The organism is Streptomyces sp. NPDC093261, from assembly GCF_044753645.1.
Taxonomy (GTDB): Bacteria; Actinomycetota; Actinomycetes; order Streptomycetales; family Streptomycetaceae; genus Streptomyces.
This window is the reverse complement of the sequence record NZ_JBIVNO010000003.1, coordinates 29,467-52,038: the sequence shown is the minus strand read 5'-3', so window position 1 is coordinate 52,038 and position 22,572 is coordinate 29,467. Positions and strand designations below refer to the sequence as shown.

The 22,572-nt window shown below is 72.0% G+C and carries 22 protein-coding genes; 16 read left to right on the top strand and 6 right to left on the bottom strand.

Annotated elements, in window-relative coordinates:
- Positions 1-8 precede the first annotated feature (8 nt).
- The gene (locus ACIP94_RS09395; RefSeq protein WP_402421891.1) at positions 9-1,340 is read right to left on the bottom strand and encodes a PH domain-containing protein; all 1,332 of its coding nucleotides are present in this window, start codon (positions 1,338-1,340) and stop codon (positions 9-11) included.
- On the bottom strand, positions 1,337-1,828 hold the full coding sequence (locus ACIP94_RS09390; protein ID WP_402421888.1) for a PH domain-containing protein: 492 nt from the start codon (positions 1,826-1,828) through the stop codon (positions 1,337-1,339). Before ACIP94_RS09390 ends, ACIP94_RS09395 begins: the two co-directional genes overlap by 4 nt.
- Positions 1,829-1,859: 31 nt before the next feature.
- Between ACIP94_RS09390 and ACIP94_RS09385 the strand changes: the two genes are divergently transcribed.
- The gene (locus tag ACIP94_RS09385) at positions 1,860-3,011 is read left to right on the top strand and encodes an NADH-quinone oxidoreductase subunit D (RefSeq protein WP_402421885.1); all 1,152 of its coding nucleotides are present in this window, start codon (positions 1,860-1,862) and stop codon (positions 3,009-3,011) included.
- Here ACIP94_RS09385 and ACIP94_RS09380 read toward each other — a convergent pair.
- Positions 2,976-4,001 carry an SAM-dependent methyltransferase gene (locus tag ACIP94_RS09380; protein ID WP_402421883.1) on the bottom strand — a complete coding sequence of 342 codons (1,026 nt, stop codon included), beginning with the start codon at positions 3,999-4,001 and terminating at the stop codon, positions 2,976-2,978. The genes ACIP94_RS09385 and ACIP94_RS09380 overlap by 36 nt on opposite strands.
- 398 nt (positions 4,002-4,399) lie before the next feature.
- Here ACIP94_RS09380 and ACIP94_RS09375 point away from each other — a divergent pair, with 398 nt between their 5' ends.
- From ACIP94_RS09375 to ACIP94_RS09365, 3 genes are all read left to right on the top strand, one after another.
- Positions 4,400-5,605, top strand: coding sequence for a sensor histidine kinase (locus ACIP94_RS09375; RefSeq protein ID WP_402421880.1), 1,206 nt, complete (start codon positions 4,400-4,402; stop codon positions 5,603-5,605).
- An 89-nt stretch (positions 5,606-5,694) separates the two neighbouring features.
- The gene (locus ACIP94_RS09370) at positions 5,695-6,366 is read left to right on the top strand and encodes a response regulator (RefSeq protein ID WP_402421877.1); all 672 of its coding nucleotides are present in this window, start codon (positions 5,695-5,697) and stop codon (positions 6,364-6,366) included.
- A 46-nt stretch (positions 6,367-6,412) separates the two neighbouring features.
- Entirely contained in the window at positions 6,413-7,045 is a 633-nt protein-coding gene (locus ACIP94_RS09365) for an AAA family ATPase (RefSeq protein ID WP_402421874.1), read from the top strand.
- Between the two features lie 179 nt (positions 7,046-7,224).
- On the opposite strand, the gene ACIP94_RS09360 is transcribed toward ACIP94_RS09365, so the two are convergent.
- Complete coding sequence (locus tag ACIP94_RS09360; protein WP_402421872.1) at positions 7,225-8,331, bottom strand: DUF5937 family protein; 1,107 nt, start codon at positions 8,329-8,331, stop codon at positions 7,225-7,227.
- A gap of 159 nt (positions 8,332-8,490) precedes the next feature.
- Here ACIP94_RS09360 and ACIP94_RS09355 point away from each other — a divergent pair, with 159 nt between their 5' ends.
- Complete coding sequence (locus tag ACIP94_RS09355; protein ID WP_402421871.1) at positions 8,491-8,709, top strand: hypothetical protein; 219 nt, start codon at positions 8,491-8,493, stop codon at positions 8,707-8,709.
- 7 nt (positions 8,710-8,716) lie between these two features.
- Here the strand turns inward: ACIP94_RS09355 and ACIP94_RS09350 are convergent, their stop codons facing one another.
- Positions 8,717-10,030 (bottom strand): threonine aldolase family protein, encoded by a 1,314-nt coding sequence (locus ACIP94_RS09350; protein ID WP_402423023.1) that lies wholly within the window; start codon positions 10,028-10,030, stop codon positions 8,717-8,719.
- A gap of 214 nt (positions 10,031-10,244) precedes the next feature.
- On the opposite strand from ACIP94_RS09350, the gene ACIP94_RS09345 reads away from it, so the two are divergent.
- The 10 genes from ACIP94_RS09345 to ACIP94_RS09300 all read left to right on the top strand — a co-directional run bounded on the left by ACIP94_RS09345 (position 10,245) and on the right by ACIP94_RS09300 (position 18,752).
- On the top strand, positions 10,245-11,231 hold the full coding sequence (locus tag ACIP94_RS09345; protein WP_402421868.1) for a Rossmann-like and DUF2520 domain-containing protein: 987 nt from the start codon (positions 10,245-10,247) through the stop codon (positions 11,229-11,231).
- Positions 11,228-12,268 carry a pantoate--beta-alanine ligase gene (gene panC, locus ACIP94_RS09340; RefSeq protein ID WP_402421865.1) on the top strand — a complete coding sequence of 347 codons (1,041 nt, stop codon included), beginning with the start codon at positions 11,228-11,230 and terminating at the stop codon, positions 12,266-12,268. Before ACIP94_RS09345 ends, panC begins: the two co-directional genes overlap by 4 nt.
- Complete coding sequence (locus ACIP94_RS09335) at positions 12,265-14,031, top strand: L-aspartate oxidase (RefSeq protein WP_402421862.1); 1,767 nt, start codon at positions 12,265-12,267, stop codon at positions 14,029-14,031. The genes panC and ACIP94_RS09335 overlap by 4 nt, the downstream gene beginning before the upstream one ends.
- Before the next feature lie 5 nt (positions 14,032-14,036).
- Positions 14,037-15,014 carry a carboxylating nicotinate-nucleotide diphosphorylase gene (gene nadC / locus ACIP94_RS09330; RefSeq protein ID WP_402421860.1) on the top strand — a complete coding sequence of 326 codons (978 nt, stop codon included), beginning with the start codon at positions 14,037-14,039 and terminating at the stop codon, positions 15,012-15,014.
- A gap of 9 nt (positions 15,015-15,023) precedes the next feature.
- Positions 15,024-15,821, top strand: a complete 798-nt coding sequence (locus ACIP94_RS09325; RefSeq protein ID WP_402421857.1) for a type III pantothenate kinase — start codon at positions 15,024-15,026, stop codon at positions 15,819-15,821.
- A gap of 131 nt (positions 15,822-15,952) precedes the next feature.
- Positions 15,953-16,576 carry a hypothetical protein gene (locus ACIP94_RS09320; RefSeq protein WP_402423021.1) on the top strand — a complete coding sequence of 208 codons (624 nt, stop codon included), beginning with the start codon at positions 15,953-15,955 and terminating at the stop codon, positions 16,574-16,576.
- 87 nt (positions 16,577-16,663) lie between these two features.
- Positions 16,664-16,843 (top strand): hypothetical protein, encoded by a 180-nt coding sequence (locus ACIP94_RS09315; RefSeq protein WP_402421854.1) that lies wholly within the window; start codon positions 16,664-16,666, stop codon positions 16,841-16,843.
- A 201-nt stretch (positions 16,844-17,044) separates the two neighbouring features.
- The gene (locus tag ACIP94_RS09310) at positions 17,045-17,626 is read left to right on the top strand and encodes a BlaI/MecI/CopY family transcriptional regulator (RefSeq protein WP_402423019.1); all 582 of its coding nucleotides are present in this window, start codon (positions 17,045-17,047) and stop codon (positions 17,624-17,626) included.
- A 9-nt stretch (positions 17,627-17,635) separates the two neighbouring features.
- On the top strand, positions 17,636-18,163 hold the full coding sequence (locus ACIP94_RS09305) for an amino-acid N-acetyltransferase (RefSeq protein WP_402421851.1): 528 nt from the start codon (positions 17,636-17,638) through the stop codon (positions 18,161-18,163).
- Between the two features lie 250 nt (positions 18,164-18,413).
- Positions 18,414-18,752, top strand: coding sequence for an Lsr2 family protein (locus tag ACIP94_RS09300; protein WP_402421849.1), 339 nt, complete (start codon positions 18,414-18,416; stop codon positions 18,750-18,752).
- Here ACIP94_RS09300 and ACIP94_RS09295 read toward each other — a convergent pair.
- Positions 18,731-19,399: an SCO3374 family protein gene (locus ACIP94_RS09295; protein WP_402421846.1), complete on the bottom strand. Its 669-nt coding sequence runs from the start codon at positions 19,397-19,399 to the stop codon at positions 18,731-18,733. The two genes, ACIP94_RS09300 and ACIP94_RS09295, sit on opposite strands and share 22 nt — an antisense overlap.
- 430 nt (positions 19,400-19,829) lie before the next feature.
- Here ACIP94_RS09295 and ACIP94_RS09290 point away from each other — a divergent pair, with 430 nt between their 5' ends.
- Positions 19,830-22,352 carry an ATP-dependent Clp protease ATP-binding subunit gene (locus ACIP94_RS09290; protein ID WP_402421843.1) on the top strand — a complete coding sequence of 841 codons (2,523 nt, stop codon included), beginning with the start codon at positions 19,830-19,832 and terminating at the stop codon, positions 22,350-22,352.
- The last annotated feature ends 220 nt before the right edge of the window (positions 22,353-22,572 follow it).

Genomic DNA, 22,572 nt, shown 5'->3' with positions numbered 1-22,572 from the left:
CGTTCGGCCTACGAGGCCATCCACCGGTCCGGCCGGGCGTCCCGTCGCCCCGTCCGCGACCGGTCCGCCTGCGCGTACAGCAGCGCCGCGGCCTCCTCCGCGTCCCGCAGCCGGGCTGTCACCGTCTTGTCGGCGCCGGTGTCCACCTCCACGTCGACGACCTTCCAGAACCGTTCCCACGGCCCCTGCGTCAGCCGCACGCTCTGCACCTTCGCATGCGGGACGAGGGACAGGGTCCGGCGCAGCAGGCCGTGCCGCGCCGCGAAGACGGTGCCGGTGACGGCGAGTCCGTGGCCGCGCCACCACAGCGGCAGGCACCAGCGCGCGCGGCGCGGCGGCCGCGCGAGGGCCGTGGGGACCGTCACCCCGGGCAGCACCTGGGCGATCAGCGACTCGGCGAGGTGGCGGGGGGCGACCGGGACCAGCACCGAGTTGGAGGAGCCCGCCACGCTCAGCTCCACCCGGACCCAGCCGCGCCGCCGCCACAGCAGTGGTTCCACGATCCGTACGGTCTGCACACGCCCCGGCGGCACCGTCTCGTGCGCCCGGTCGAGCAGCCCGTGGTCGATGCGGAGCCCGTCCGGCGACTCGCCGACCGTCCAGTCGTAGGCGCGGACGAACCGCCCCGCGCTCCGTGTGGCCGCCCCGCCCACCAGCGGCAGCCCGGCCGCGAGCACCGACCAGACGCTGTGTGTGCCGAACCACACCAGCGTCGGCACGACGAGCGCACCGAGCAGCGAACCCCAGGTGGCGCCGATGAGCAGCAGGGAGACGGCCAGCATGCCCGGCGGCACATGCAGCAGCCGCCGCATCGGTGCCTCACCGACCTGGTGTGCCGTCTCGGGTGCGAACCCGGCCGCGCGCGCCAGGAGTTCGGCGCGCAGGGCGCGGGCCTCCTCCTCGCCGAGATAGGCGAGTTCGTCCTTCTTGTCGGTCCCTATGGCGTCGAGTTTGAGCTTGGCGACGCCCGCGATCCTGGCCGGCAGCGGCTGGGTGACGTCGACGGCCTGGAGCCGGTCCAGGCGGATGTGCGCGGTACGGCGGAACAACAGGCCCGTACGGATGCGCAGTTCGGTGTCGGTCACCGCGAAGGAGGTGAACCGCCAGCTGAGAAAGCCGTAGAGGGAGGCGGCCGTGACGACGGCCGCGAGTCCGGCGAGGAGCGTGGTCGCGGTCAGCCGGGTCAGCTGCTCCTGGGCCTGACCGGGGTCGTGCACGGCCCAGCCGGCGATCACGGTGACCGGCGCCCAGGCGCGTCGCAGCGGCGTGACCGGGTGCAGCCGCCGCTCGGCCGTCCTGCGTCCCTCCGCCAGGGCGGGCGGGGCCCCGGGCGCGCTCACAGCCCCGCCGATCGGGCCTCGCCCAGCTCGGTCAGCCGGTCCCGCAGCCGTTCCGCCTCGGCCGGGGCAAGGCCCGGAATGGCGGCGTCCGTGGCCGCGGCCGCGGTGTGCAGCTGGACGCTCGCCAGCCCGAAGTGGCGTGCGACGGGCCCGGAGGTGACCTCGACGAGCTGCATCCGCCCGTACGGCACCACGGTCTGCTCGCGCCACAGCACGCCCCGGCTGATCAGCAGGTCGTCCGCGCGCTCGGCGTACCGCCAGGAGCGCCAGTTGCGGCCGAGCAGCACCCATCCCCAGCCCAGCGCGGCCAGCGGCAGCAAGGCGAACAGGGCCCACACGGGCCCGGCGAGCAGACCCAGGAGCAGCCCCACGGCGAGCGCCGCCAGCCCCAGCCACACCACCAGCAACAATCGCCGCATCCGCAGCAGCCCGGGCGGCAATCCTCGCCACGCCGGCTCGCCGCCCTGGCCTATAGTCCCCGTTTCCATGCCGCAAGGGTACGTAGGAGAGACTGGGTCCATGACTCCCACGACGGAGACCATGGTCGGGATCGGCGGTGCCGCGGAGAGCACCGACATGGTGCTCAACATCGGTCCACAGCATCCGTCCACGCACGGTGTGCTGCGGCTGCGGCTGGTGCTGGACGGCGAGCGGATCACGCATGCGGAGCCGGTCATCGGCTATATGCACCGCGGCGCGGAGAAGCTGTTCGAGGCGCGCGACTACCGCCAGATCATCATGCTCGCCAACCGCCACGACTGGCTCTCCGCCTTCTCCAACGAGCTGGGCGTGGTCCTGGCCGTCGAGCGCATGCTCGGCATGGAGGTCCCCGAGCGGGCGGTGTGGATGCGCACGCTCCTCGCGGAACTGAACCGGGTCCTCAATCACCTGATGTTCCTCGGCTCCTACCCGCTGGAGCTGGGTGGCATCACGCCGGTGTTCTACGCCTTCCAGGAGCGCGAGGAACTCCAGAACGTCATGGAGGAGATCTCCGGCGGGCGTATGCACTACATGTTCAACCGGGTCGGAGGCCTCAAGGAGGACCTCCCGGCCGGCTGGACGGTACGCGCGCGTACGGCGGTGCGGGACGTGCGCTCCCGTATGGACCGGTTCGACGATCTGGTGCTCGGCAACGAGATCTTCCGGGGGCGCACCCGGGGCGTGGGCGTCCTCGCCCCCGCGACGGTGCACGCGTACGGCGTGAGCGGCCCCATCGCGCGCGCCTCCGGTGTGGACTTCGACCTGCGCCGGGACGAGCCGTATCTGGCCTACGGGGAACTCCAGGACACGCTGAAGGTGGTCACCCGGCAGGAGGGCGACTGCCTCGCCCGCTTCGAGTGCCTCCTGGAGCAGACGCACAACGCGCTCGACCTGGCCGACGCCTGCCTGGACCGGCTGGCCGAGCTGCCGCCCGGGCCGGTCAACCAGCGCCTGCCGAAGGTGCTCAAGGCGCCCGAGGGCCACACCTACGCCTGGACCGAGAACCCGCTCGGCATCAACGGCTACTACCTGGTCAGCAAGGGCGACAAGACCCCGTACCGGCTGAAGCTGCGCTCGGCCTCGTACAACAACATCCAGGCGCTGACCGAGCTGCTGCCGGGGACGCTGGTCGCGGACATGGTGGCGATCCTCGGGTCACTGTTCTTCGTGGTCGGGGACATCGACAAGTAGCCCCCCGAGCGGGGCCCCCGCGATCCCCACGGGCTGGAGCAGCCAGCCGAAGTCGCCGAGGCCGCCGGGCGCGGTGAGTTCGGCGGCGGCTCCGGCGTGCGCGAGGGCGCGTACATAGGCCGCGGGGTCCGTCGACGCGAGCGTCAGCGGGGGGCGCGCGCCGGTGATCCCGAGCGTGCGCAGGGCGGCGCGCTGGGTCAGCAGGCGCGCCCCGGGCAGCGCGCACGCGTCCAGCGCCACATGCGCGGTGATGTCGCAGGAGCCGTCCGGCACCGGGGCGACCTCCCGGCCCGCACGGAACCCGGTGAGCGTCCCGAAGGGCGGCCGGGCGGCCGCGTGGTGGGCGTAGTCGACGGCGACGGCGAGTCCACGGCCTACGGTGGCGACGGCCGCGGCCCAGGCGGTGTCCCTGGGCAGCCCGATCTCGGCGCGGCAGCCCTCGGCCGCCGGCGGCCACCAGCGCCGGAGCCACTCCGCCTCCGCGCCGGTCACCGGCTCCCCGAGGCGCTCACCGCCGTCCGCGCGTACGAGGACGAGCCGGGGTACGCCGCCGGGGCCGGCCTCCGCGACCTCGACCGGGACGTTGTCGAGCCACTCGTTGGCGAACAGCAGCCCCGTGATGCCCTGCGGGGGCTCGCCGAGCCACTCGACCCGGGGATCGAGCCCCTCGGGAGGGCCGGCGATCTCCACGGCGTACGCGCGCGTGCGGCCTGCGACGTCCGGGGGCAGCGCGTCCAGGACGCCGGTGACCAGCTCGCCCCGGCCGGCCGCCATGTCCACGAAGGCGAGCTCGAGGGGGCGTCCCAGGGCCTCGTCGACCGCGCACAGCAGCCGGGCCACCGCCGCCGCGAACAGCGGGGAGGCGTGCACGGACGTACGGAAGTGTCCCGCGGGTCCCTCGGGCCGCCGGTAGAACCCGTGCGCCCCGTACAGCGCTTCCTCGGCCGCCGCCCGCCAGCCCCGCCACTCGTCGTCCGCCTGCTGTGCCACGGGGCCAGGCTAGGCCGGGTGCGGGGAACGGGCAGGGGAGGGGCCGCGGTGGGGCAGGTGTGTGCGCCCGGAGGGCCGGTGGTGGGGCAGGTGCGTGCGCCCGGAGGGCCGGTGGTGGGGCAGGTGTGTGCGCCCGGCGTGTGGCGTCCGCGCTCCGCGCGGGGCCCCGCAGTGCCGCGCGCGGGCCGCGGGGCCGGCGTTCCGCGCGGGGCGCCCGCCGTGCCGCGCGACCGGCCACCCGCACCACCCACGGGCTCCCGCGGCTCCGACGCGTCCACCCGGAGCCGCCGTAGCCGTTCGGGATCATGGAGTGTCCACCTTGCGGAGTACACGTGTCCGCCTCGGATCGGTCCTCCGGTTGACCCCGGCACACGCGGCGCTTCCCTACGCTGGGTTACGTGCAGCGCCTCTATGACTTTCTCCGCAGGCACCCGACGTGGGTCGACGGCTTCTGGGCCGTCGTCCTCTTCGGGCTCTCCTGCGTGAGCGTGACCAACCTCAGCGAGGCGCAGAACCACCACGGAACGATCCCCGTGGGCCTCGCGATCTCCGCCATCCTGTGCGTGGTGGTCGCCCTGCGGCGTCGCATGCCGGAGAAGATGCTTGTGGTGGCCCTGGCGATGGGGCTGGCTCAGCTGTTCGCGGACCAGCAGCCGATGATCGGCGACTTCGCCATGCTGGTGATCATCTACACGGTCGCCGCGGACGGTGCCCGCTGGGCCTCACGGACCGGTCTCATCGGCGGCCTGTGCGCCGGGCCCCTGGCCCTGAGCCGCTGGCCGGACGCCCACTCGGGCGCGCTCGGGAACGTCGCGATCGCGATCTTCCAGACCGTCCCCTTCGCCCTCGCCTGGGTGCTCGGGGACTCTCTGCGCACCCGCCGCGCCTATCTCGCCCAGCTCGAGGAGCGCGCCGCCCGGCTCGAGAAGGAGCGCGAGGCGCAGGCCAAGGTAGCGGTCGCCGCCGAGCGCGCCCGGATCGCCCGCGAGCTGCACGATGTGGTCGCGCACAACGTCTCGGTGATGGTGGTGCAGGCGGACGGTGCCGCGTATGTCCTGGACGCCGCCCCCGACCAGGCGAAGAAGGCCCTGGAGACGATCTCCGGAACCGGCCGACAGGCCCTCGCCGAGATGCGCCGCCTGCTCGGTGTGCTGCGCACCGGCGAGCACAAGGAGGCCGGCGAGTATGTGCCGCAGCCCGACGTCGAGCAGATCGACGAACTGGTGGAGCAGTGTCGCAGCGCGGGCCTGCCCGTCGACTTCAAGGTGGAGGGCACCCCGCGCCCGCTGCCCAGCGGCGTCGAGCTGACGGCGTACCGCATCGTCCAGGAGGCGCTGACCAACACGCGCAAGCACGGAGGCCCCAACGCGGGTGCGAGCGTGCGCCTGGTCTACTTCGACGACGGCCTCGGACTGCTCGTGGAGGACGACGGCAAGGGCGCCCCGCACGAGCTGTACGAGGAGGGCGGGTTCGACGGCCAGGGCCACGGACTGATCGGCATGCGTGAGCGCGTCGGCATGGTGGGCGGCACCCTGGACGCCGGCCCCCGCCCCGGAGGAGGTTTCCGTATCAGCGCCCTGCTGCCGCTGAAACCGGTCCACTGACACGTGCCCCCCGACCCGGCCGCCCCCGACCCGACCCCCTTCGACACCGCCCAGACCACCGACCGAAGTCCGACCGGAGGACCCCCGCCATGCCGATCCGCGTGATGCTCGTCGACGACCAGGTGCTGCTGCGCACCGGGTTCCGCATGGTCCTCGCCGCCCAGCCGGACATGGAGGTCGTCGCGGAGGCGGGCGACGGGGTCGAGGCCCTCCAGGTGCTGCGCTCCACGGAGGTCGACGTGGTCCTCATGGACGTCCGCATGCCGAAGCTGGACGGCGTGGAGACCACCCGCCGCGTCTGCTCGGATCCGGATGCCCCGAAGGTGCTGATCCTGACCACCTTCGACCTCGACGAGTACGCCTTCTCCGGGCTGAAGGCGGGTGCCTCCGGCTTCATGCTGAAGGACGTGCCGCCCGGCGAACTGCTCGCCGCCATCCGCTCCGTGCACAGCGGCGACGCCGTGGTCGCACCCTCCACCACGCGTCGCCTCCTCGACCGGTTCGCGCCCATGCTGCCGGGCGGCGCCACCGAGCCCCGGCACAAGGAGCTGGAGCGGCTCACCGAACGCGAGCGCGAGGTCATGGTGCTGGTCGCGCAGGGACTGTCCAACGGCGAGATCGCGGCCCGGCTCGTGCTGTCCGAGGCGACCGTCAAGACCCACGTCGGCCGCATCCTGACCAAGCTGGGTCTGCGGGACCGTGTCCAGGTGGTCGTCCTCGCCTACGAGACCGGCCTCGTACGGGCGGGCGGCCACGGTTGAGTCACGCGCGGCCTTCAAGGTGACCGGCGCCCACTAGGGTCTGCGCATGCTCCTGTGGATCAACGGCCCCTTCGGGGGTGGCAAGACACAGACCGCACACGAGATCCAGCGACGTCTGCCCGGCAGCGTCATCTGCGATCCGGAACACGTCGGCTTCGGACTGCACCGCATGCTGCCGCCCGAACTGCGGGGCGACTTCCAGGACCTGGCCTCCTGGCGGCAGGGCGTGGTCGAGGTCCTCGACCTGGCGCTGACCCGGCACGACGGCGTGGTCATCGTGCCCATGACGGTCACCGACCCGGACTACTTCAGGGAGACGGTGGGCCGGCTGAGCGAACGGGGCCATGACGTACGGCACTTCGCTCTTCTCGCCGAGCGCGAGACCGTGCTGAGACGGCTGCGGGAGCGCGGCTTCGGGCATCTCCTGAAGTACGTGGCCGGCGAGGACGCCCCGCTGCGCAGGGAGAGCTGGGCCGTTCAGCAGCTCGACCACTGCCTGGAGCGGCTGCGCGAGCCGGAGTTCGCCGAGCATCTGTGGACGGACCACTCCACGGTGGCCAAGACCGCGGACCGGATCGCCGTGCTGGCCGGGCTGACGCTCCGGCCCAACACGGACGGCGCCCTGCGGACGCGGCTGCGACAGGCGAGGGTGGGGCTGAAGCACATGCGCTTCGACTGAGGACCGGGTCGAGGCAGTTGGACCGAGGGCCGGGCGAGGCAGGCGTGCTTGGACTGAGGACCGGGCGGGGGAGGCGTGCTTGGACTGAGGACCGGGCGAGCCACGTGCACTTGGACTGAGGACCTGGCCGAAGCACATGCGGCTCGACCGACGACCGCCCGCGCCCCCGCGCGCGGCGGCTAGCGGAGAATGCCCTCCAGGAAGTCGCTCCCCAACCGGGCCACCGCCGTCACATCGAGCTGGTGCAGGACATACCGGCCCCGGCGGCGGGTCGTCAGCAGACCCGCCTTCTTCAGGGTGCTCAGATGCCGGGATATCTCGGGGGCCGTCATGCCGTGGGCCTGGGCCAGCTCACCCGTGGTGAACGCGCTGCGTGCGAGGCTGCGGCAGATGCGCATGCGCACCGGATGGGACAGGGCGGCCATCCGCAGGGTCAGCTGCTCCAGGGACTGCGGCGCCGCCATCTCCGGGGAACCGACGGGGTAGTGCAGCACGGGCTGCCAGCCGTACCGGTGCAGCACCATCAGATGCGGCCAGCCCAGGCTGGTCGGGACGAGCAGCAGACCGCCCTCCGCCGTGGCCGTGCGGCCCTCGCCGAGCTTGTCCACGGTGATCCGGGCGGAGTCCTCGTCGAGCGTCACCGCCGACGACACCGACGCCAGCGCCTCGGCCAGGCCCCTGTGCCGCAGCAGGTCCGTCTTGTGACGGGCGTCCGCCGCGAGCTGGTGGCGCAGGCGGGACCAGGTGTCCGCGAAGAACGCCGCGTCGCAGTCCTCCAGGAACTGCCGCAGCCAGGCCCGGGTGCGCGGCGGGTCGGCCAGCAGCCGCTCGCTGAACAGCAGGCTGCGCGGCCCGCGCGCGGCGGCCAGCTCCAGGGCGCGCCGACGGGCTTCCGCGTCGGTGAGCGCGGCGGGGCCCGGCTCGCTGTACGGCGGCGCGCAGGTGAACTCCAGCGCCGCGTCCACGAACTGCTCGTCGCTGAGCTTGTCCAGCAGGTCCAGTTCCTCGGCGAGGGTGGCGCGGGGGAGCGTGGTCCCGCCCGGTATGCCCGCGTACGGCAGGAAGACGTCCGAGAACGTCGTACGCCACAGGAAGTCCGCCTCGCACATCCGGTCGGCGAGGTGCGGGTCCAGGCCGCAGGCCACGCTGGTCGCCCAGCCCCGCAGCCCGGGGTGGTGGCCGGGCTCGGACAGCGCGTGCAGGGCCATCCCCAGCTCGGCCAGCGGGGATGCCACGACGGCGATCTGCTCCTGCCGCAGCCCGGTGATGTCGATGCGCACGCTCATGAGCTCATGGTGCACCGCGCCACTGACAACCCGGCCGCCGTTTGACGGCAGTCGTCAATCGACGCGACAGGGGCGCCGGCCCGGGCACAGCCTGGGACGGCCGGGGCAGCCGCGGAGCCTACGGATCCCTGTCTCCATGTCCCGAAGAGGCGATATCCCATGAGCATCACCCAGCAGTACATCCTCAACACCTACCGGGCCCGGCGCCTGTGCGAGCCCGCCCCGCCCGCCCCCGGCGCCCACGACTGGCAGCTGATGCGCGAACTGCGCGACTACCAGGCGTTGCGTGCCGTGGTGGCGGGCCGCCCGGCACGCGGCCGTCTGCGGACGGTGCTGTCCCGTTGGGTCCACGGCCGCCGCCCGCGCCCCAGCTGCTGACCACTCCCTATCCGTTCGGACGACCGCCGCCCGGGTCCCCGGCCTCCGGCAGGCGTGCCACGAACTCCCTCACCGCCGCGTTCACGTCGTCCGCCGTCCACGCCAGCCCGTCGGCCCGTACGGAGACCTCGGTGAAGGCCAGGTCCGGGCCGCCGCTCTTCCAGGGGTTGGCGAACAGCAGGGTCCCCGTCTCCTCGCCCTGCCGGAACGAGGCCTCCGTGAGGACGTCGACGTCGTACGGCAGCCAGAGCCGGAAGTCGTGGGTGTGCGGCTCGGTGGGGTGCACGCGCGCCCAGGGCAGCCCGGCCGCCGCGAACCCCTCGCGCAGCGCCGCGGCGACCACGCGCGCGTGGCGCACGTACTCCGGCAGCCGGGGAAGCTGGCGCTCCAGGCCGGCGAGGGCCGACAGCGCCGTCGGGAACTGCTGGAAGGCCATGCCGCCGTAGCGGTGGCGCCAGGCCTTGGCCTCCTCGACGAGCGCCCGGGGGCCGGCCAGCGCCGCGCCGCCGTAGGCGTCGAGCGATTTGTAGAACGAGACGTACACGCTGTCCGCGAGGTCCGCGATCCCGCTCAGCGGGCGGCCGAAGTGGACAGTGGTCTCCCACAGGCGCGCGCCGTCGAAGTGCACCACCGCGTCACGCTCGCGCGCGGCCTCCACGACCTCGGCCAGCTCCTCGAAGGAGGGCAGGACGAAACCGGCGTCCCTGAGGGGCAGTTCGAGCATCAGCGCCCCGAAAGGCTCCTCGAAGTCGCGCACCTCGTCGGCGGTCGGCAGCCGGGGCTCGCGTGTGATGTGCACCGGGCGCAATCCGCTGACTTCGGTGAACGCCTTCCGCTCGTGCACCTCCGGGTGGGCGAGCGGATGCAGGGCGACCGTGCGGCTGCCGGTGCGGCCCGCCCAGCAGCGCAGGGCCACCTGCTGGGCCATCGTGCCGGTGGGGAAGAAGGCGGCGGCCTCGGTGCCGAGCAGTCCGGCGACCTTCTCCTCCAGGGCCTCGACGACGCCCGTTCCGTACATGTCCGCGGCCTCGTCGAGGTCGTACAGGTCGTGCACGCCGTCCAGCAGCGCCAGCCGCTCCCGGAGCGTGCCCAGGAAGCCCGGACGCGCCAGAACGCGTTCCGCATGCCGCAGGACGCTGATCCGGCGCTCCCGCCGCAGCCGCGACAGCTCCTCGGACGCCGGCGCCGGCTGCTCCCGCGCCCCCTCGCCGTGCGCGCGGCCCGGCTGGCGTTCCTCCGCCTCCTCGCCGTGCGCCCGGTCCGGTTCCCGCTCCTCGGGTCCGGCCGCCGACCGGCCGTCCCCGTCCGTCGTCCGCGCCATGCCGCCCTCGTCCCCCTCCACCCTCGCCACCGTGTTCACGCCCTGGATGATGCCGTGCGCCCCCGGCGTCCGGCACCCGGTATTCCCTGCCCCGCGTGACCTGCGGAAATCCCAGGGCTTGTGGATGGCCGGCCGCCCCGCGAACCAATCGCGTTAACATGACGAGAAATCGTCCGGTACCCAGAGCGGACTGGAACGGGAAGGCCACCGTCGAGTGAGTACATTCCAACAGCCAGATCCCAAGGACCGCCCGGCGCGGCTCACCGTGGGCGTGGTCGGAGCGGGCCGGGTCGGTCCGGCACTCGCCGCGTCCCTGCAACTCGCCGGGCACCGCCCGGTCGCGGTCTCCGGGGTGTCCGACGCGTCCCGGCGGCGTGCGGCGCTGATGCTTCCGGACGTGCCGGTTGTCCCGCCCGCCGAGGTTCTGGACCGCGCGGACCTGGTCCTGCTGACCGTCCCCGACGACACCCTGCCGGGCCTGGTGCAGGGCCTCGCCGACACCGGGGCCGTACGGCCGGGACAGCTGCTCGTGCACACCTCCGGTCGGTACGGCGCACGCGTGCTCGATCCCGCCCTGCGCGCGGGAGCGCTGCCGCTCGCCCTGCATCCCGCGATGACCTTCACCGGCACCCCGGTGGACGTCCAGCGCCTGGCCGGCTGCTCCTTCGGGGTCACCGCGCCCGAGGAGCTGCGGCTGGCCGCCGAGGCGCTCGTGATCGAGATGGGCGGCGAGCCCGAGTGGATCGCCGAGGAGATGCGCCCGCTGTACCACGCGGCCCTCGCCCTCGGCGCGAACCACCTGGTCACCCTGGTCGCCGAGTCCATGGAGCTGTTGCGTACCGCGGGCGTCGAGGCCCCGGACCGCATGCTCGGCCCGCTGCTCGGCGCCGCCCTGGACAACGCCCTGCGCTCCGGCGACGCGGCCCTGACCGGTCCCGTCGCGCGCGGCGACGCGGGCACGGTCGCCGCGCATATCGCCGAGTTGCGCGCGTACGCCCCCCAGACCGTGGCCGGCTATCTGGCGATGGCCCGCGCGACCGCCGACCGGGCCCTCGCCCACGGACTGCTCAAGCCGGAGCTCGCGGAGGACCTCCTCGGGGTACTCGCCGACGGCACCCACCTGCCGGGTAATCCCGGGAGCGCGGAGAAGCCCGAGAATCCCGACAACCCTGAGAACCCTGCGAACGGGGAAGACCGATGAGCCGCCGCCCCTTCGAACTCGTCCCCACGGTGGACGACCTGCGGTACGTCCGGGACCATCAGGCGGTGCCGGGCCGAACCGCCGTCGTGATGACCATGGGCGCCCTGCACGAGGGCCACGCCACCCTGATCCGGGCGGCCCGCAAGCACGTCGGCGGCAAGGGCTTCGTGATCGTCACCGTCTTCGTGAACCCGCTCCAGTTCGGCGCGGGCGAGGACCTCGAGCGCTATCCGCGGACCCTGGACGCCGACCTCAAGGTCGCCGAACAGGCCGGGGCGGACGCCGTGTTCGCCCCCTCCGTGGACGAGGTCTACCCGGGCGGCGAGCCGCAGGTGCGGATGTCCGCGGGCCCGATGGGCGAGCGCTTCGAAGGGGCCTTCCGCCCCGGGCACTTCGACGGCATGCTCACGGTCGTCGCCAAGCTGCTGCACCTCACGCGCCCCGACGTGGCCCTGTTCGGGCAGAAGGACGCCCAGCAGCTCGCTCTGATCCGGCGAATGGTGCGCGACCTGAACTTCGGGGTGGAGATCGTCGGCGTGCCCACCGTGCGCGAGTCCGACGGGCTCGCCCTCTCCAGCCGCAACCGCTACCTCTCGCCCACCGAGCGGCACACCGCGCTCGCGCTGTCCCGGGCCCTGTTCGCGGGACGCGACCGGCACGCGGCGCAGGAGGCGCTGCGCGCGCGTGCCCGTGAGGTGCCCTCCACACACGCGCGTGCCGAGGCGCTCAGCGCGATAGGCGAGTCGCGCGCCGCCGCCGACGCGCACGCCGTGGCGAAGGCCGCGCCCGGTGGTCCCGCGGCCGTCCGCGCCACCGCCCGGCTGGTGCTGGACGAGGCCGCCCAACTGGACCCGCCGCTGGTCCTGGACTACCTGGCCCTGGTCGACCCGTCGGACTTCACCGAGGTCCCCGACGACTACACCGGCGAGGCGATCCTCGCCGTCGCCGCCCGGGTCGGGACGACCCGGCTGATCGACAACATCCCTCTCTCCTTCGGAGCCCCCGAGCCCGTCGACCCCCACGGAGCCGCCTCGTGAACAGCACAGGCATACGATTGCACGCGCCCGCACCGGGCTGGTCCATCTCCGCAGACGTGGTCGTCGTCGGCTCCGGTGTCGCCGGCCTCACCGCGGCCCTGCGCTGCGAGGCCGCGGGCCTGCGGACGGTCGTCGTCACCAAGGCCCGCCTGGACGACGGCTCCACCCGCTGGGCGCAGGGCGGCATCGCGGCGGCCCTCGGCGAGGGCGACACCCCGGCCCAGCACCTTCAGGACACGCTGGTCGCGGGGGCGGGCCTGTGTGACGAGGAGGCGGTACGCATCCTGGTCACCGAGGGCCCCGACGCGGTGCGCCGGCTCATCTCCACCGGAGCGCACTTCGACACCGACGACGAGGGCGGCATCGAACTCACCCGCGAGGGCGGCCACCACCGCCGCCGGATCGCCCACGCCGGTGGTGACGCGACCGGCGCCGAGATCTCCCGGGCACTGGTGGAGGCCGTACGCGCGCGTGGACTGCGCACGATCGAGAACGCGCTGGTTCTGGATCTGCTGAACGACGCCGAGGGCCGCACCGCCGGAGTCAGCCTGCATGTGATGGGCGAGGGCCAGCACGACGGCGTGGGCGCCGTGCACGCGCCCGCCGTGGTCCTCGCCACCGGCGGCATGGGGCAGGTCTTCTCCGCGACCACCAACCCGTCGGTGTCCACGGGCGACGGCGTGGCGCTCGCCCTGCGGGCCGGCGCCGAGGTCAGCGACCTGGAGTTCGTGCAGTTCCATCCGACGGTGCTGTTCCTCGGCCCGGACGCGGAAGGCCAGCAGCCGCTGGTCTCGGAGGCGGTGCGCGGCGAGGGCGCGCATCTCGTGGACGCGGCCGGCGTGCGCTTCATGGTCGGGCAGCACGAGCTGGCCGAACTGGCGCCCCGGGACATCGTCGCCAAGGGCATCATGCGCCGGATGCAGGAGCAGGACGCCGAGCACATGTTCCTCGACGCCCGCCACTTCGGTGCCGAGATGTGGGAGCACCGCTTCCCGACGATCCTGGCCGCCTGCCGCGCCCATGGCATCGACCCGGTCACCGAGCCCATCCCGGTCGCCCCGGCGGCGCACTACGCCTCCGGTGGCGTGCGCACCGACTCCCGCGGCCGCACGACCGTGCCGGGCCTGTACGCGTGCGGCGAGGTCGCCTGCACGGGTGTCCACGGCGCCAACCGGCTCGCCTCCAACTCCCTGCTGGAGGGCCTGGTCTACGCCGAGCGCATCGCCGCCGACATCGCACGGGGGCGGACGGAGGACGAGGACGGCCTGCACGCGCGCGTGCCCGAATACGTCCCGTATCCCGAGCGGCCCGCGCACCCGCTGCTCGCCCCGGAGGACCGGTTCACGATCCAGCGGGTCATGACGGACGGCGCCGGAGTGCTCAGGTCCGCCACGTCCCTCCAGAAGGCGGCGGACCGGCTCCAGCGGCTGCACAGCGACGCCCGCGACGCCCTCGCCGAGAACGGCAAGACCTCCGAGCCCGGCGTGGACACCTGGGAGGCCACCAACCTCCTGTGCGTGGCCCGGGTCCTGGTCGCCGCGGCCCTGGTGCGCGAGGAGACCCGCGGCTGCCACTGGCGCGAGGACCACGCCGGGCGCGACGACACCGCCTGGCGCCGCCACATCGTCGTACGGCTGAATCCGGACCGGACGCTGGCCGTACGCACCACGGACACCGCAGACTTCCCCCCGACCCTCCCCGAGTCCCCCGGCGCCGCGCGCGCCGGGCTGACCTTCCCGCAGCACCGGCCCCAGGAGCAGTGACAGAAGTGAGCACCCCCGACCTTCCCCTCGCCTCGACCGGTGGCTGCGGCGACGGCTGCGCCTGCGGCGCGGACGCCGACGAGGAATACCTGGAGTGCGGGCTCGATCCGGCACTCGCCCAGCTCCTGGCCGACGCCGGGCTCGACCCGGTGGAGGTCGAGGACATCGCCAATGTCGCCATCCAGGAGGACCTGGACCACGGCGTCGACGTGACGACGGTGGCGACGATCCCCGAGGAGGCGGTCGCCACCGGCGACTTCACCGCGCGTGAGGCCGGTGTGGTGGCGGGTCTGCGGGTCGCCGAGGCGGTCATCTCGGTGGTCTGCGCCGACGAGTTCGAGGTCGAGCGCCACGTGGACGACGGCGACCGGGTGGAGGCCGGCCAGAAGCTTCTGACCGTCACCACCCACACCCGTGACCTGCTCACCGCCGAGCGCAGCGCGCTGAACATCCTGTGCCGTCTGTCGGGCATCGCGACCGCCACGCGCGCGTGGGCGGACGCCCTGGAGGGCACCACGACGCGTGTCCGGGACACCCGCAAGACGACGCCGGGCCTGCGTGCCCTGGAGAAGTTCGCGGTCCGCTGCGGCGGCGGCGTGAACCACCGGATGTCGCTGTCGGACGCGGCGCTGGTGAAGGACAACCACGTCGTGGCGGCCGGCGGTGTCGCCCAGGCCTTCGAGGCGGTCCGCGAGATGTTCCCGGACGTCCCGATCGAGGTCGAGGTCGACACCCTGCACCAGTTGCGCGAGGTGGTGGACGCGGGCGCGGACCTGATCCTCCTGGACAACTTCACGCCGGGCGAGTGCGAGGAGGCGGTCGCGATCGTCGGCGGCCGTGCCCTGCTGGAGGCGTCGGGCCGGCTGACCTTGCAGAACGCGATGGCGTACGCGGACACGGGCGTCGACTTCCTGGCGGTCGGAGCGCTGACGCACTCCTCCCCGATCCTGGACATCGGCCTGGACCTGCGAGCGGCGGAGTAGGGAAGAGCCATGCTGCTGACCATCGACGTAGGCAACACGCACACCGTCCTGGGCCTGTTCGACGGCGAGGACATCGTCGAGCACTGGCGGATCTCCACGGACGCGCGCCGCACGGCGGACGAACTGGCGGTGCTGCTCCAGGGCCTGATGGGCATGCACCCCCTCCTCGGCGAGGAACTGGGCGACGGCATCGACGGCATCGCGATCTGCGCGACCGTGCCGTCGGTGCTGCACGAGCTGCGCGAGGTGACGCGGCGCTACTACGGCGACGTGCCCGCCGTGCTCGTGGAGCCCGGCGTGAAGACCGGCGTGCCGATCCTCACCGACAACCCCAAGGAGGTCGGCGCGGACCGCATCATCAACGCGGTCGCCGCGGTCGAGCTGTACGGGGGGCCGGCGATCGTCGTGGACTTCGGCACGGCGACGACGTTCGACGCGGTGAGCGCCCGCGGGGAGTACGTGGGCGGGGTCATCGCGCCGGGCATCGAGATCTCGGTGGAGGCGCTGGGCGTCAAGGGCGCACAGCTGCGGAAGATCGAGGTGGCGCGGCCGCGGAGCGTGATCGGCAAGAACACGGTGGAGGCGATGCAGGCGGGCATCGTCTACGGCTTCGCGGGCCAGGTCGACGGGGTCGTGAGCCGGATGGCCCGCGAACTGTCGGCCGACCCGGAGGACGTCACGGTCATCGCGACGGGCGGACTCGCCCCGATGGTCCTCGGCGAGTCCGCGGTGATCGACGAGCACGAGCCGTGGCTGACCCTGATCGGCCTGCGGCTGGTCTACGAACGGAACGTCTCCCGCATGTGAGGAGCGGCGAGGAGCCCCGCGCCGCCCCCACCTGAGGGAACCCGGAGGCGACACGGAGCCCCGAACGTCCCGTTTTGTCCGATTAGCGGTAGCGTCACCGCATGCCCACGCCATACGGATCCCGCGGCGGCCTGGCCTTCGGTGCGGAGGAGCTGCGCGTGCTCCGCCGGGCCCTCGCCCTCGCCCTCCATCCCCGCACCGTGTCCGCCGAGGACGTTCAGGACTGCCTCCGCCTCGCCGAGTCCGTCGACGAGGCGGTGCGGGAGGGCGCCCGTCTGCGGGCCTTCCTGCTGGCCGACCTCGCCCGCTATCGCGCCGCTCTCCCCGGCGCCGCAGGCGGCTATCTCGCCCTCCTGCAGGACGCCCTGCGGGCCGGCTACCGTCCGGTCCCGGACGATCTCGCGGCCCTGCGCACCCTGCGCGGCACCCCGGCCGCGACCGCCCTCCTCGACCGCTGCCGCGCCCTCGCCGAACGCGATCTGCGCGCCCGCCTCGCTCCCCGCGGTGCCACGGTCCCCGCCTGCCGGGCCCGGCTCACGGCCCTCCCGGGCGGCCGCGGCGGCGCGGAGGAACCGGCCGGGAAGCCCGTCCGCAAACCCGGCGACAAACCGGCCGACAAGCCCGAGAAGCCCGGGCCGCGCCCCGAGCCGCAGTCCCCGCGCCCGCAGCGCCCCATCCCCACCCCCGGCGAGGTCTTCCCGCCCAAGCGCAAGCCGGGACCCCCGCACGCGCGGCAGCGGCTCGCCGTCGGCTAGCCCGGCACCCCACCCCTCGTACCAGCCCCTGTCCGGTAAGGCCACCCGACCGGGATCCATCGGACAGGGCCTGGCTACTCTGGACACATGGACTATGTCTCCGCGCTCGTGCCCCCGGTCGTCATGGCCGTGTTCTTCATCGGGCTCATCAGGGTGATCGTGAAGACCCAGGGCGGCGCCAACAAGGCCAAGGAGGACGCGGCCGTGGACGCGGCGCTCGCGCACGCGGAGAGCGCCTCCCAGGGCGCCCGCGTCACCCAGGACTGAGGAACCGGCTCGCCCCGAACCGGCGCCGGCCGCACCGGCGGCACAGCGCGCCATCCGGCGTGCGTCTCACTCGCTTTTCGAGATGTACGCCCTTTTTGTCGCCTTTCGCAGGATAAGTGCCCGTCCGGCAGGCCATGGGTGACATCTCCCACTATTGTGCTGAGGGTGCCCCGCCCCTTGGGAGAACTCGAAGACGCGGTCATGACGCGGGTGTGGAAGTGGAACCGCCCGGTGACCGTTCGAGAAGTCCTGGAAGACCTTCAACAGGAACGGTCCATCGCGTACACCACGGTGATGACCGTGCTGGACAATCTCCATCAGAAGGGCTGGGTCCGCCGCGAGGCGGAAGGCCGGGCCTATCGATATGAGGCCGTCTCCACCCGCGCCGCCTACGCGGCCGCACTGATGAACGACGCCTGGTCGCAGAGCGACAACCCGGCCGCCGCACTCGTCGCCTTCTTCGGGATGATGAGCGACGAACAGCGGCAGGCACTCAAGGACGCCATGCGCATCGTGCAGGGCCCGGCGAGTGCACCGGAGCCCGAAGGCGGCGAAACGGCGTCCGGCACGGAAGCCGGAGGCAGCGAAACGCCGACCGCCGCGGAAGCCGCAGGCATCGAAACCGTATCCCCCGCGGAAGCCGAATCCCCCGAATCCGCGGCACCCTCCGATCGGCCGGCCGGGAGCGCCGGCGACAACCCCGGCGGAACCCCGGGGGAGAACCCCGCCGGGATGCGGGACGAGAAGAACCCCGCCTCGGACGGGGGCGGCACCGGGCGATAGCGTCCGCCCATGCCAGCAGAGAGCCCCACCGCAAAAGCTGTCACCGTCCGGCGGGCCCGGACGACCGATGTCCCGGCGGTGCGCCGCCTCCTCGACGCCTACGTCCGGCGCGGCATCCTGCTCGACAAAGCGACGGTCACGCTTTACGAGGACATCCAGGAGTTCTGGGTGGCGGAACGCGACGACAACAGCGAGGTCATCGGCTGCGGAGCGCTGCACGTCATGTGGGAAGACCTGGCGGAAGTGCGCACTCTCGCGGTGAAGCCCGAGACCACGGGACTCGGTGTCGGGCACCAGTTGCTGGAGAAGTTGCTCCAGACCGCCCGCTGGCTCGGCGTTCGCCGCGTTTTCTGCCTGACCTTCGAAGTGGAGTTCTTCGGGAAGCACGGCTTCGTCGAGATCGGCGAGACGCCTGTGGACACCGATGTGTACGCGGAGCTGTTGCGTTCCTATGACGAGGGCGTGGCGGAGTTCCTCGGTCTCGAACGAGTGAAACCGAACACCTTGGGCAACAGCCGGATGCTTCTGCATCTGTGATCGTCAAGGGATCGCCCGGACTATTCGGCCCCTGCTTCCGCCGGACAGCGTTGCCCAGGTTCCCTATGTCCGAAACGCGTATGTTTCCGGGCCGTCTGCCGCAGGGTGACCTCTCCCGGGGGTTTGTGTTTTTCCAGCAAAAGCGGTTTGCTTTCCGACGTACTGCAGTACTGCATATAACAGGGGACGCGAAACAAGCGGCGCAGGCCGCACTCCCTCGGCCCTGAAGTTATCGATGAAAGGAAATCCGGTGGCACAGAAGGTTCAGGTCCTTCTTGTCGACGACCTCGACGGTGGCGAGGCGGATGAGACCGTCACGTTCGCGCTCGACGGCAAGACGTACGAGATCGACCTCACGACCGCCAACGCCGACAAGCTCCGTGGCCTTCTCGACCCCTACGTGAAGGGTGGCCGTCGTACCGGTGGCCGCGCGGCCGGCGGACGCGGCAAGACCCGCGCAGCCGCTTCCGGTGGCAGCCAGGACACCGCGCAGATCCGCGCCTGGGCGAAGGAGAACGGCTACGAGGTCAACGACCGCGGCCGTGTTCCGGCGTCCATCCGCGAGGCCTACGAGAAGGCCAACGCCTGAGCGCACGCGCGGCGCAGCCGCACCCGGTGGCACTGCGTGGCCATCGTGTCGACCAGCCGCACGAGATCGGGGGCGCCCCCAACGCCCCCCATGGCCGACAGGGTCGGCAGCAGCAGTTCGATATCGCTTCCCGGCTCGGGGGGCCGCAGCCAGACGGCGGCCCCCTGTGAACCGGTCAGGTCCGGGGAGAGCGGCCGGACCGCGCCCGCCGGGGGCAGGGGGGCGACGGCCGGGCCCGGAAAGCCGGAGCCCGGGGAGCCGGCGGCGGGCGCCCGCCCTGGTGGCAGCGGCGCCTCGATGTGCCCGCCCGCTCCGATGGCGGTGAGATCCACGGCCAGGGAGCGCCACTCCAGCCAGTCGAGCAGCCCCGGCAGCTCGTCCGCGCTGCCCGCGGCCACCAGCAGCCGCATCCGGTCCCCGTGCAGCGCCACGGGCGACAGCGGCCCCAGATGCCGCAGCGCGGCCGAACCGGCCTCGGCGGGGACCTCCAGAACGTCGAAGCGCACGCCTGTGACCAGCCGCAACGGCTTCCCGGGAACGGTGGCCCAGCCCAGCCCGTCCTCGTACCAGCGGCGCGCCGTCTCGTCCGGGTCGCGCGGTGGGCGGGGGAGGGGGACCGTGGAAAGCAGGGGCACTGTGTGGACCATGCCCCGAGCAACAGCCCGAAGAGGCCCCAAGTTACGCTGGGTGGTGCAATGACTGCGCAGAGTGCCGGGAAAGAGGGCGTGCGGGGGTGTTCGGCAGCGCAAGGATGTTCGCCCGTAGCGGAGGGAACCGGTGCGCGCGGCATGGACTGTCCGTGCGTACGGGTAAGACATCCCTAGTGGGAGGGGGCGACACGCAGGACGGGCCGCCTCACGTTCGCCATAGGCGTACTGGCGAGTGGGGTATCTGCCTGGCCTGCGGGAACATCGTCTCGCACCATCGGGTTGGAGCAGATGTCGGCGTTCGGGGTCAGGAGGCCAAGGACGGTGTCGGCAGTTGGAATGAGCGGTCCCCGCTTGCGGGACTAAGCTGCGGAAGGACAGGGAGGGGAGCGTCCCCTTACTGCCTGACCGCTCTGAGGAGCGATTAACGATGTTCGAGAGGTTCACCGACCGCGCGCGGCGGGTTGTCGTCCTGGCTCAGGAAGAAGCCCGGATGCTCAACCACAACTACATCGGCACCGAGCACATCCTCCTGGGCCTGATCCACGAGGGTGAGGGTGTCGCCGCTAAGGCCCTGGAGAGCCTCGGGATTTCGCTCGAGGCGGTCCGCCAGCAGGTGGAGGAGATCATCGGCCAGGGCCAGCAGGCCCCCTCCGGTCACATCCCCTTCACTCCCCGTGCCAAGAAGGTCCTGGAGCTGTCGCTCCGCGAGGCTCTTCAGCTGGGCCACAACTACATCGGCACGGAGCACATCCTGCTCGGCCTGATCCGTGAGGGCGAGGGCGTCGCCGCCCAGGTCCTGGTCAAGCTGGGCGCAGACCTCAACCGTGTCCGCCAGCAGGTCATCCAGCTGCTGTCGGGCTACCAGGGCAAGGAGACCGCCACCGCCGGCGGGCCGGCCGAGGGCACGCCCTCGACCTCCCTCGTCCTGGACCAGTTCGGCCGGAACCTCACCCAGGCCGCTCGTGAGTCCAAGCTCGACCCGGTCATCGGGCGCGAGAAGGAGATCGAGCGGGTCATGCAGGTGCTGTCCCGCCGGACCAAGAACAACCCGGTCCTCATCGGCGAGCCCGGCGTCGGCAAGACGGCGGTCGTCGAGGGCCTGGCGCAGGCCATCGTCAAGGGCGAGGTGCCCGAGACCCTCAAGGACAAGCACCTCTACACCCTCGACCTGGGCGCGCTGGTCGCCGGTTCCCGCTACCGCGGTGACTTCGAGGAGCGCCTGAAGAAGGTGCTCAAGGAGATCCGCACCCGCGGCGACATCATCCTGTTCATCGACGAGCTGCACACGCTGGTCGGTGCGGGTGCCGCCGAGGGCGCCATCGACGCGGCTTCCATCCTGAAGCCGATGCTGGCCCGCGGTGAGCTCCAGACGATCGGTGCGACCACGCTCGACGAGTACCGCAAGCACCTGGAGAAGGACGCGGCCCTGGAGCGCCGCTTCCAGCCCATCCAGGTCGCGGAGCCGTCCCTGCCGCACACCATCGAGATCCTCAAGGGTCTGCGCGACCGTTACGAGGCTCACCACCGCGTCTCCATCACGGACGAGGCCCTGGTCCAGGCCGCCACCCTGGCCGACCGCTACATCTCGGACCGCTTCCTGCCCGACAAGGCGATCGACCTGATCGACGAGGCGGGTTCCCGGATGCGCATCCGCCGGATGACCGCTCCGCCGGACCTGCGTGAGTTCGACGAGAAGATCGCGGCCGTCCGCCGGGACAAGGAGTCCGCGATCGACTCCCAGGACTTCGAGAAGGCCGCGTCTCTCCGTGACAAGGAGAAGCAGCTGCTCGCCGCGAAGGCCAAGCGGGAGAAGGAGTGGAAGGCCGGCGACATGGACGTCGTCGCCGAGGTCGACGGCGAGCTGATCGCCGAGGTCCTGGCCACCGCCACGGGCATCCCGGTGTTCAAGCTCACCGAGGAGGAGTCCAGCCGGCTGCTCCGCATGGAGGACGAGCTGCACAAGCGGGTCATCGGCCAGGTGGACGCCGTCAAGGCGCTCTCGAAGGCGATCCGCCGTACGCGTGCGGGCCTGAAGGACCCGAAGCGTCCGGGTGGTTCGTTCATCTTCGCGGGCCCGTCCGGTGTCGGTAAGACCGAGCTGTCCAAGGCGCTCGCCGAGTTCCTGTTCGGTGACGAGGACGCGCTGATCTCCCTCGACATGTCGGAGTTCAGCGAGAAGCACACGGTGTCGCGTCTCTTCGGTTCGCCCCCCGGATACGTGGGCTACGAGGAGGGCGGCCAGCTGACGGAGAAGGTGCGCCGCAAGCCGTTCTCGGTCGTCCTCTTCGACGAGGTCGAGAAGGCCCACCCGGACATCTTCAACTCGCTGCTCCAGATCCTGGAGGACGGTCGTCTGACCGACTCCCAGGGCCGGGTCGTGGACTTCAAGAACACGGTCATCATCATGACGACCAACCTCGGCACCCGGGACATCTCCAAGGGCTTCAACCTGGGCTTCGCCGCCGCGGGCGACACGAAGACCAACTACGAGCGCATGAAGAACAAGGTGTCGGACGAGCTGAAGCAGCACTTCCGCCCCGAGTTCCTCAACCGCGTCGACGACGTGGTCGTCTTCCCGCAGCTGACCCAGATCGACATCCTGGCGATCGTCGACCTGATGATCAGCAAGGTCGACGAGCGGCTCAAGGACCGGGACATGGGCATCGAGCTCGCCCAGTCCGCCAAGGAGCTGCTGGCCAAGAAGGGCTACGACCCCGTGCTGGGCGCCCGGCCGCTGCGCCGCACGATCCAGCGCGAGATCGAGGACACGCTCTCCGAGAAGATCCTTTTCGGCGAGCTGCGTCCGGGCCACATCGTGGTCGTCGACACGGAGGGCGAGGGCGACAGCCAGACCTTCACCTTCCGCGGTGAGGAGAAGTCGGCACTGCCGGACGTTCCGCCGATCGAGCAGGCGGCCGGTGGCGGTCCGAACCTGAGCAAGGAGGCGTAAGCCTCCGCGGCTTTCGCAAAGGGGCTGCCCCGGGACCTCGGTCCCGGGGCAGCCCCTTTTTGCCGCGCGCTTTCCCTCGTCCCCGGAAACAGGAAATGGCCTTTCCGCCGTGGGGCATGGAGCCCGCCTGGCGGTGACATGGTCCACAGGAGCGCGGACGGTACTACAGCATCTAGCAGGAGAACGTTATCGACAAAAGGGACATTTAGCCTTTGGGTGC

Excerpts from the sequence above, each read along its gene's own strand:
- ACIP94_RS09390 (WP_402421888.1), bottom strand. The coding sequence starts at position 1,828 with ATGGAAACGGGGACTATAGGCCAGGGCGGCGAGCCGGCGTGGCGAGGA.
- ACIP94_RS09385 (WP_402421885.1), top strand. The coding sequence starts at position 1,860 with ATGACTCCCACGACGGAGACCATGGTCGGGATCGGCGGTGCCGCGGAG.
- ACIP94_RS09370 (WP_402421877.1), top strand. The coding sequence starts at position 5,695 with ATGCCGATCCGCGTGATGCTCGTCGACGACCAGGTGCTGCTGCGCACC.
- ACIP94_RS09365 (WP_402421874.1), top strand. The coding sequence starts at position 6,413 with ATGCTCCTGTGGATCAACGGCCCCTTCGGGGGTGGCAAGACACAGACC.
- ACIP94_RS09360 (WP_402421872.1), bottom strand. The coding sequence starts at position 8,331 with ATGAGCGTGCGCATCGACATCACCGGGCTGCGGCAGGAGCAGATCGCC.
- ACIP94_RS09355 (WP_402421871.1), top strand. The coding sequence starts at position 8,491 with ATGAGCATCACCCAGCAGTACATCCTCAACACCTACCGGGCCCGGCGC.
- ACIP94_RS09350 (WP_402423023.1), bottom strand. The coding sequence starts at position 10,030 with ATGGCGCGGACGACGGACGGGGACGGCCGGTCGGCGGCCGGACCCGAG.
- panC (WP_402421865.1), top strand. The coding sequence starts at position 11,228 with ATGAGCCGCCGCCCCTTCGAACTCGTCCCCACGGTGGACGACCTGCGG.
- ACIP94_RS09325 (WP_402421857.1), top strand. The coding sequence starts at position 15,024 with ATGCTGCTGACCATCGACGTAGGCAACACGCACACCGTCCTGGGCCTG.
- ACIP94_RS09315 (WP_402421854.1), top strand. The coding sequence starts at position 16,664 with ATGGACTATGTCTCCGCGCTCGTGCCCCCGGTCGTCATGGCCGTGTTC.
- ACIP94_RS09310 (WP_402423019.1), top strand. The coding sequence starts at position 17,045 with ATGACGCGGGTGTGGAAGTGGAACCGCCCGGTGACCGTTCGAGAAGTC.
- ACIP94_RS09305 (WP_402421851.1), top strand. The coding sequence starts at position 17,636 with ATGCCAGCAGAGAGCCCCACCGCAAAAGCTGTCACCGTCCGGCGGGCC.
- ACIP94_RS09295 (WP_402421846.1), bottom strand. The coding sequence starts at position 19,399 with ATGGTCCACACAGTGCCCCTGCTTTCCACGGTCCCCCTCCCCCGCCCA.
- ACIP94_RS09290 (WP_402421843.1), top strand. The coding sequence starts at position 19,830 with ATGTTCGAGAGGTTCACCGACCGCGCGCGGCGGGTTGTCGTCCTGGCT.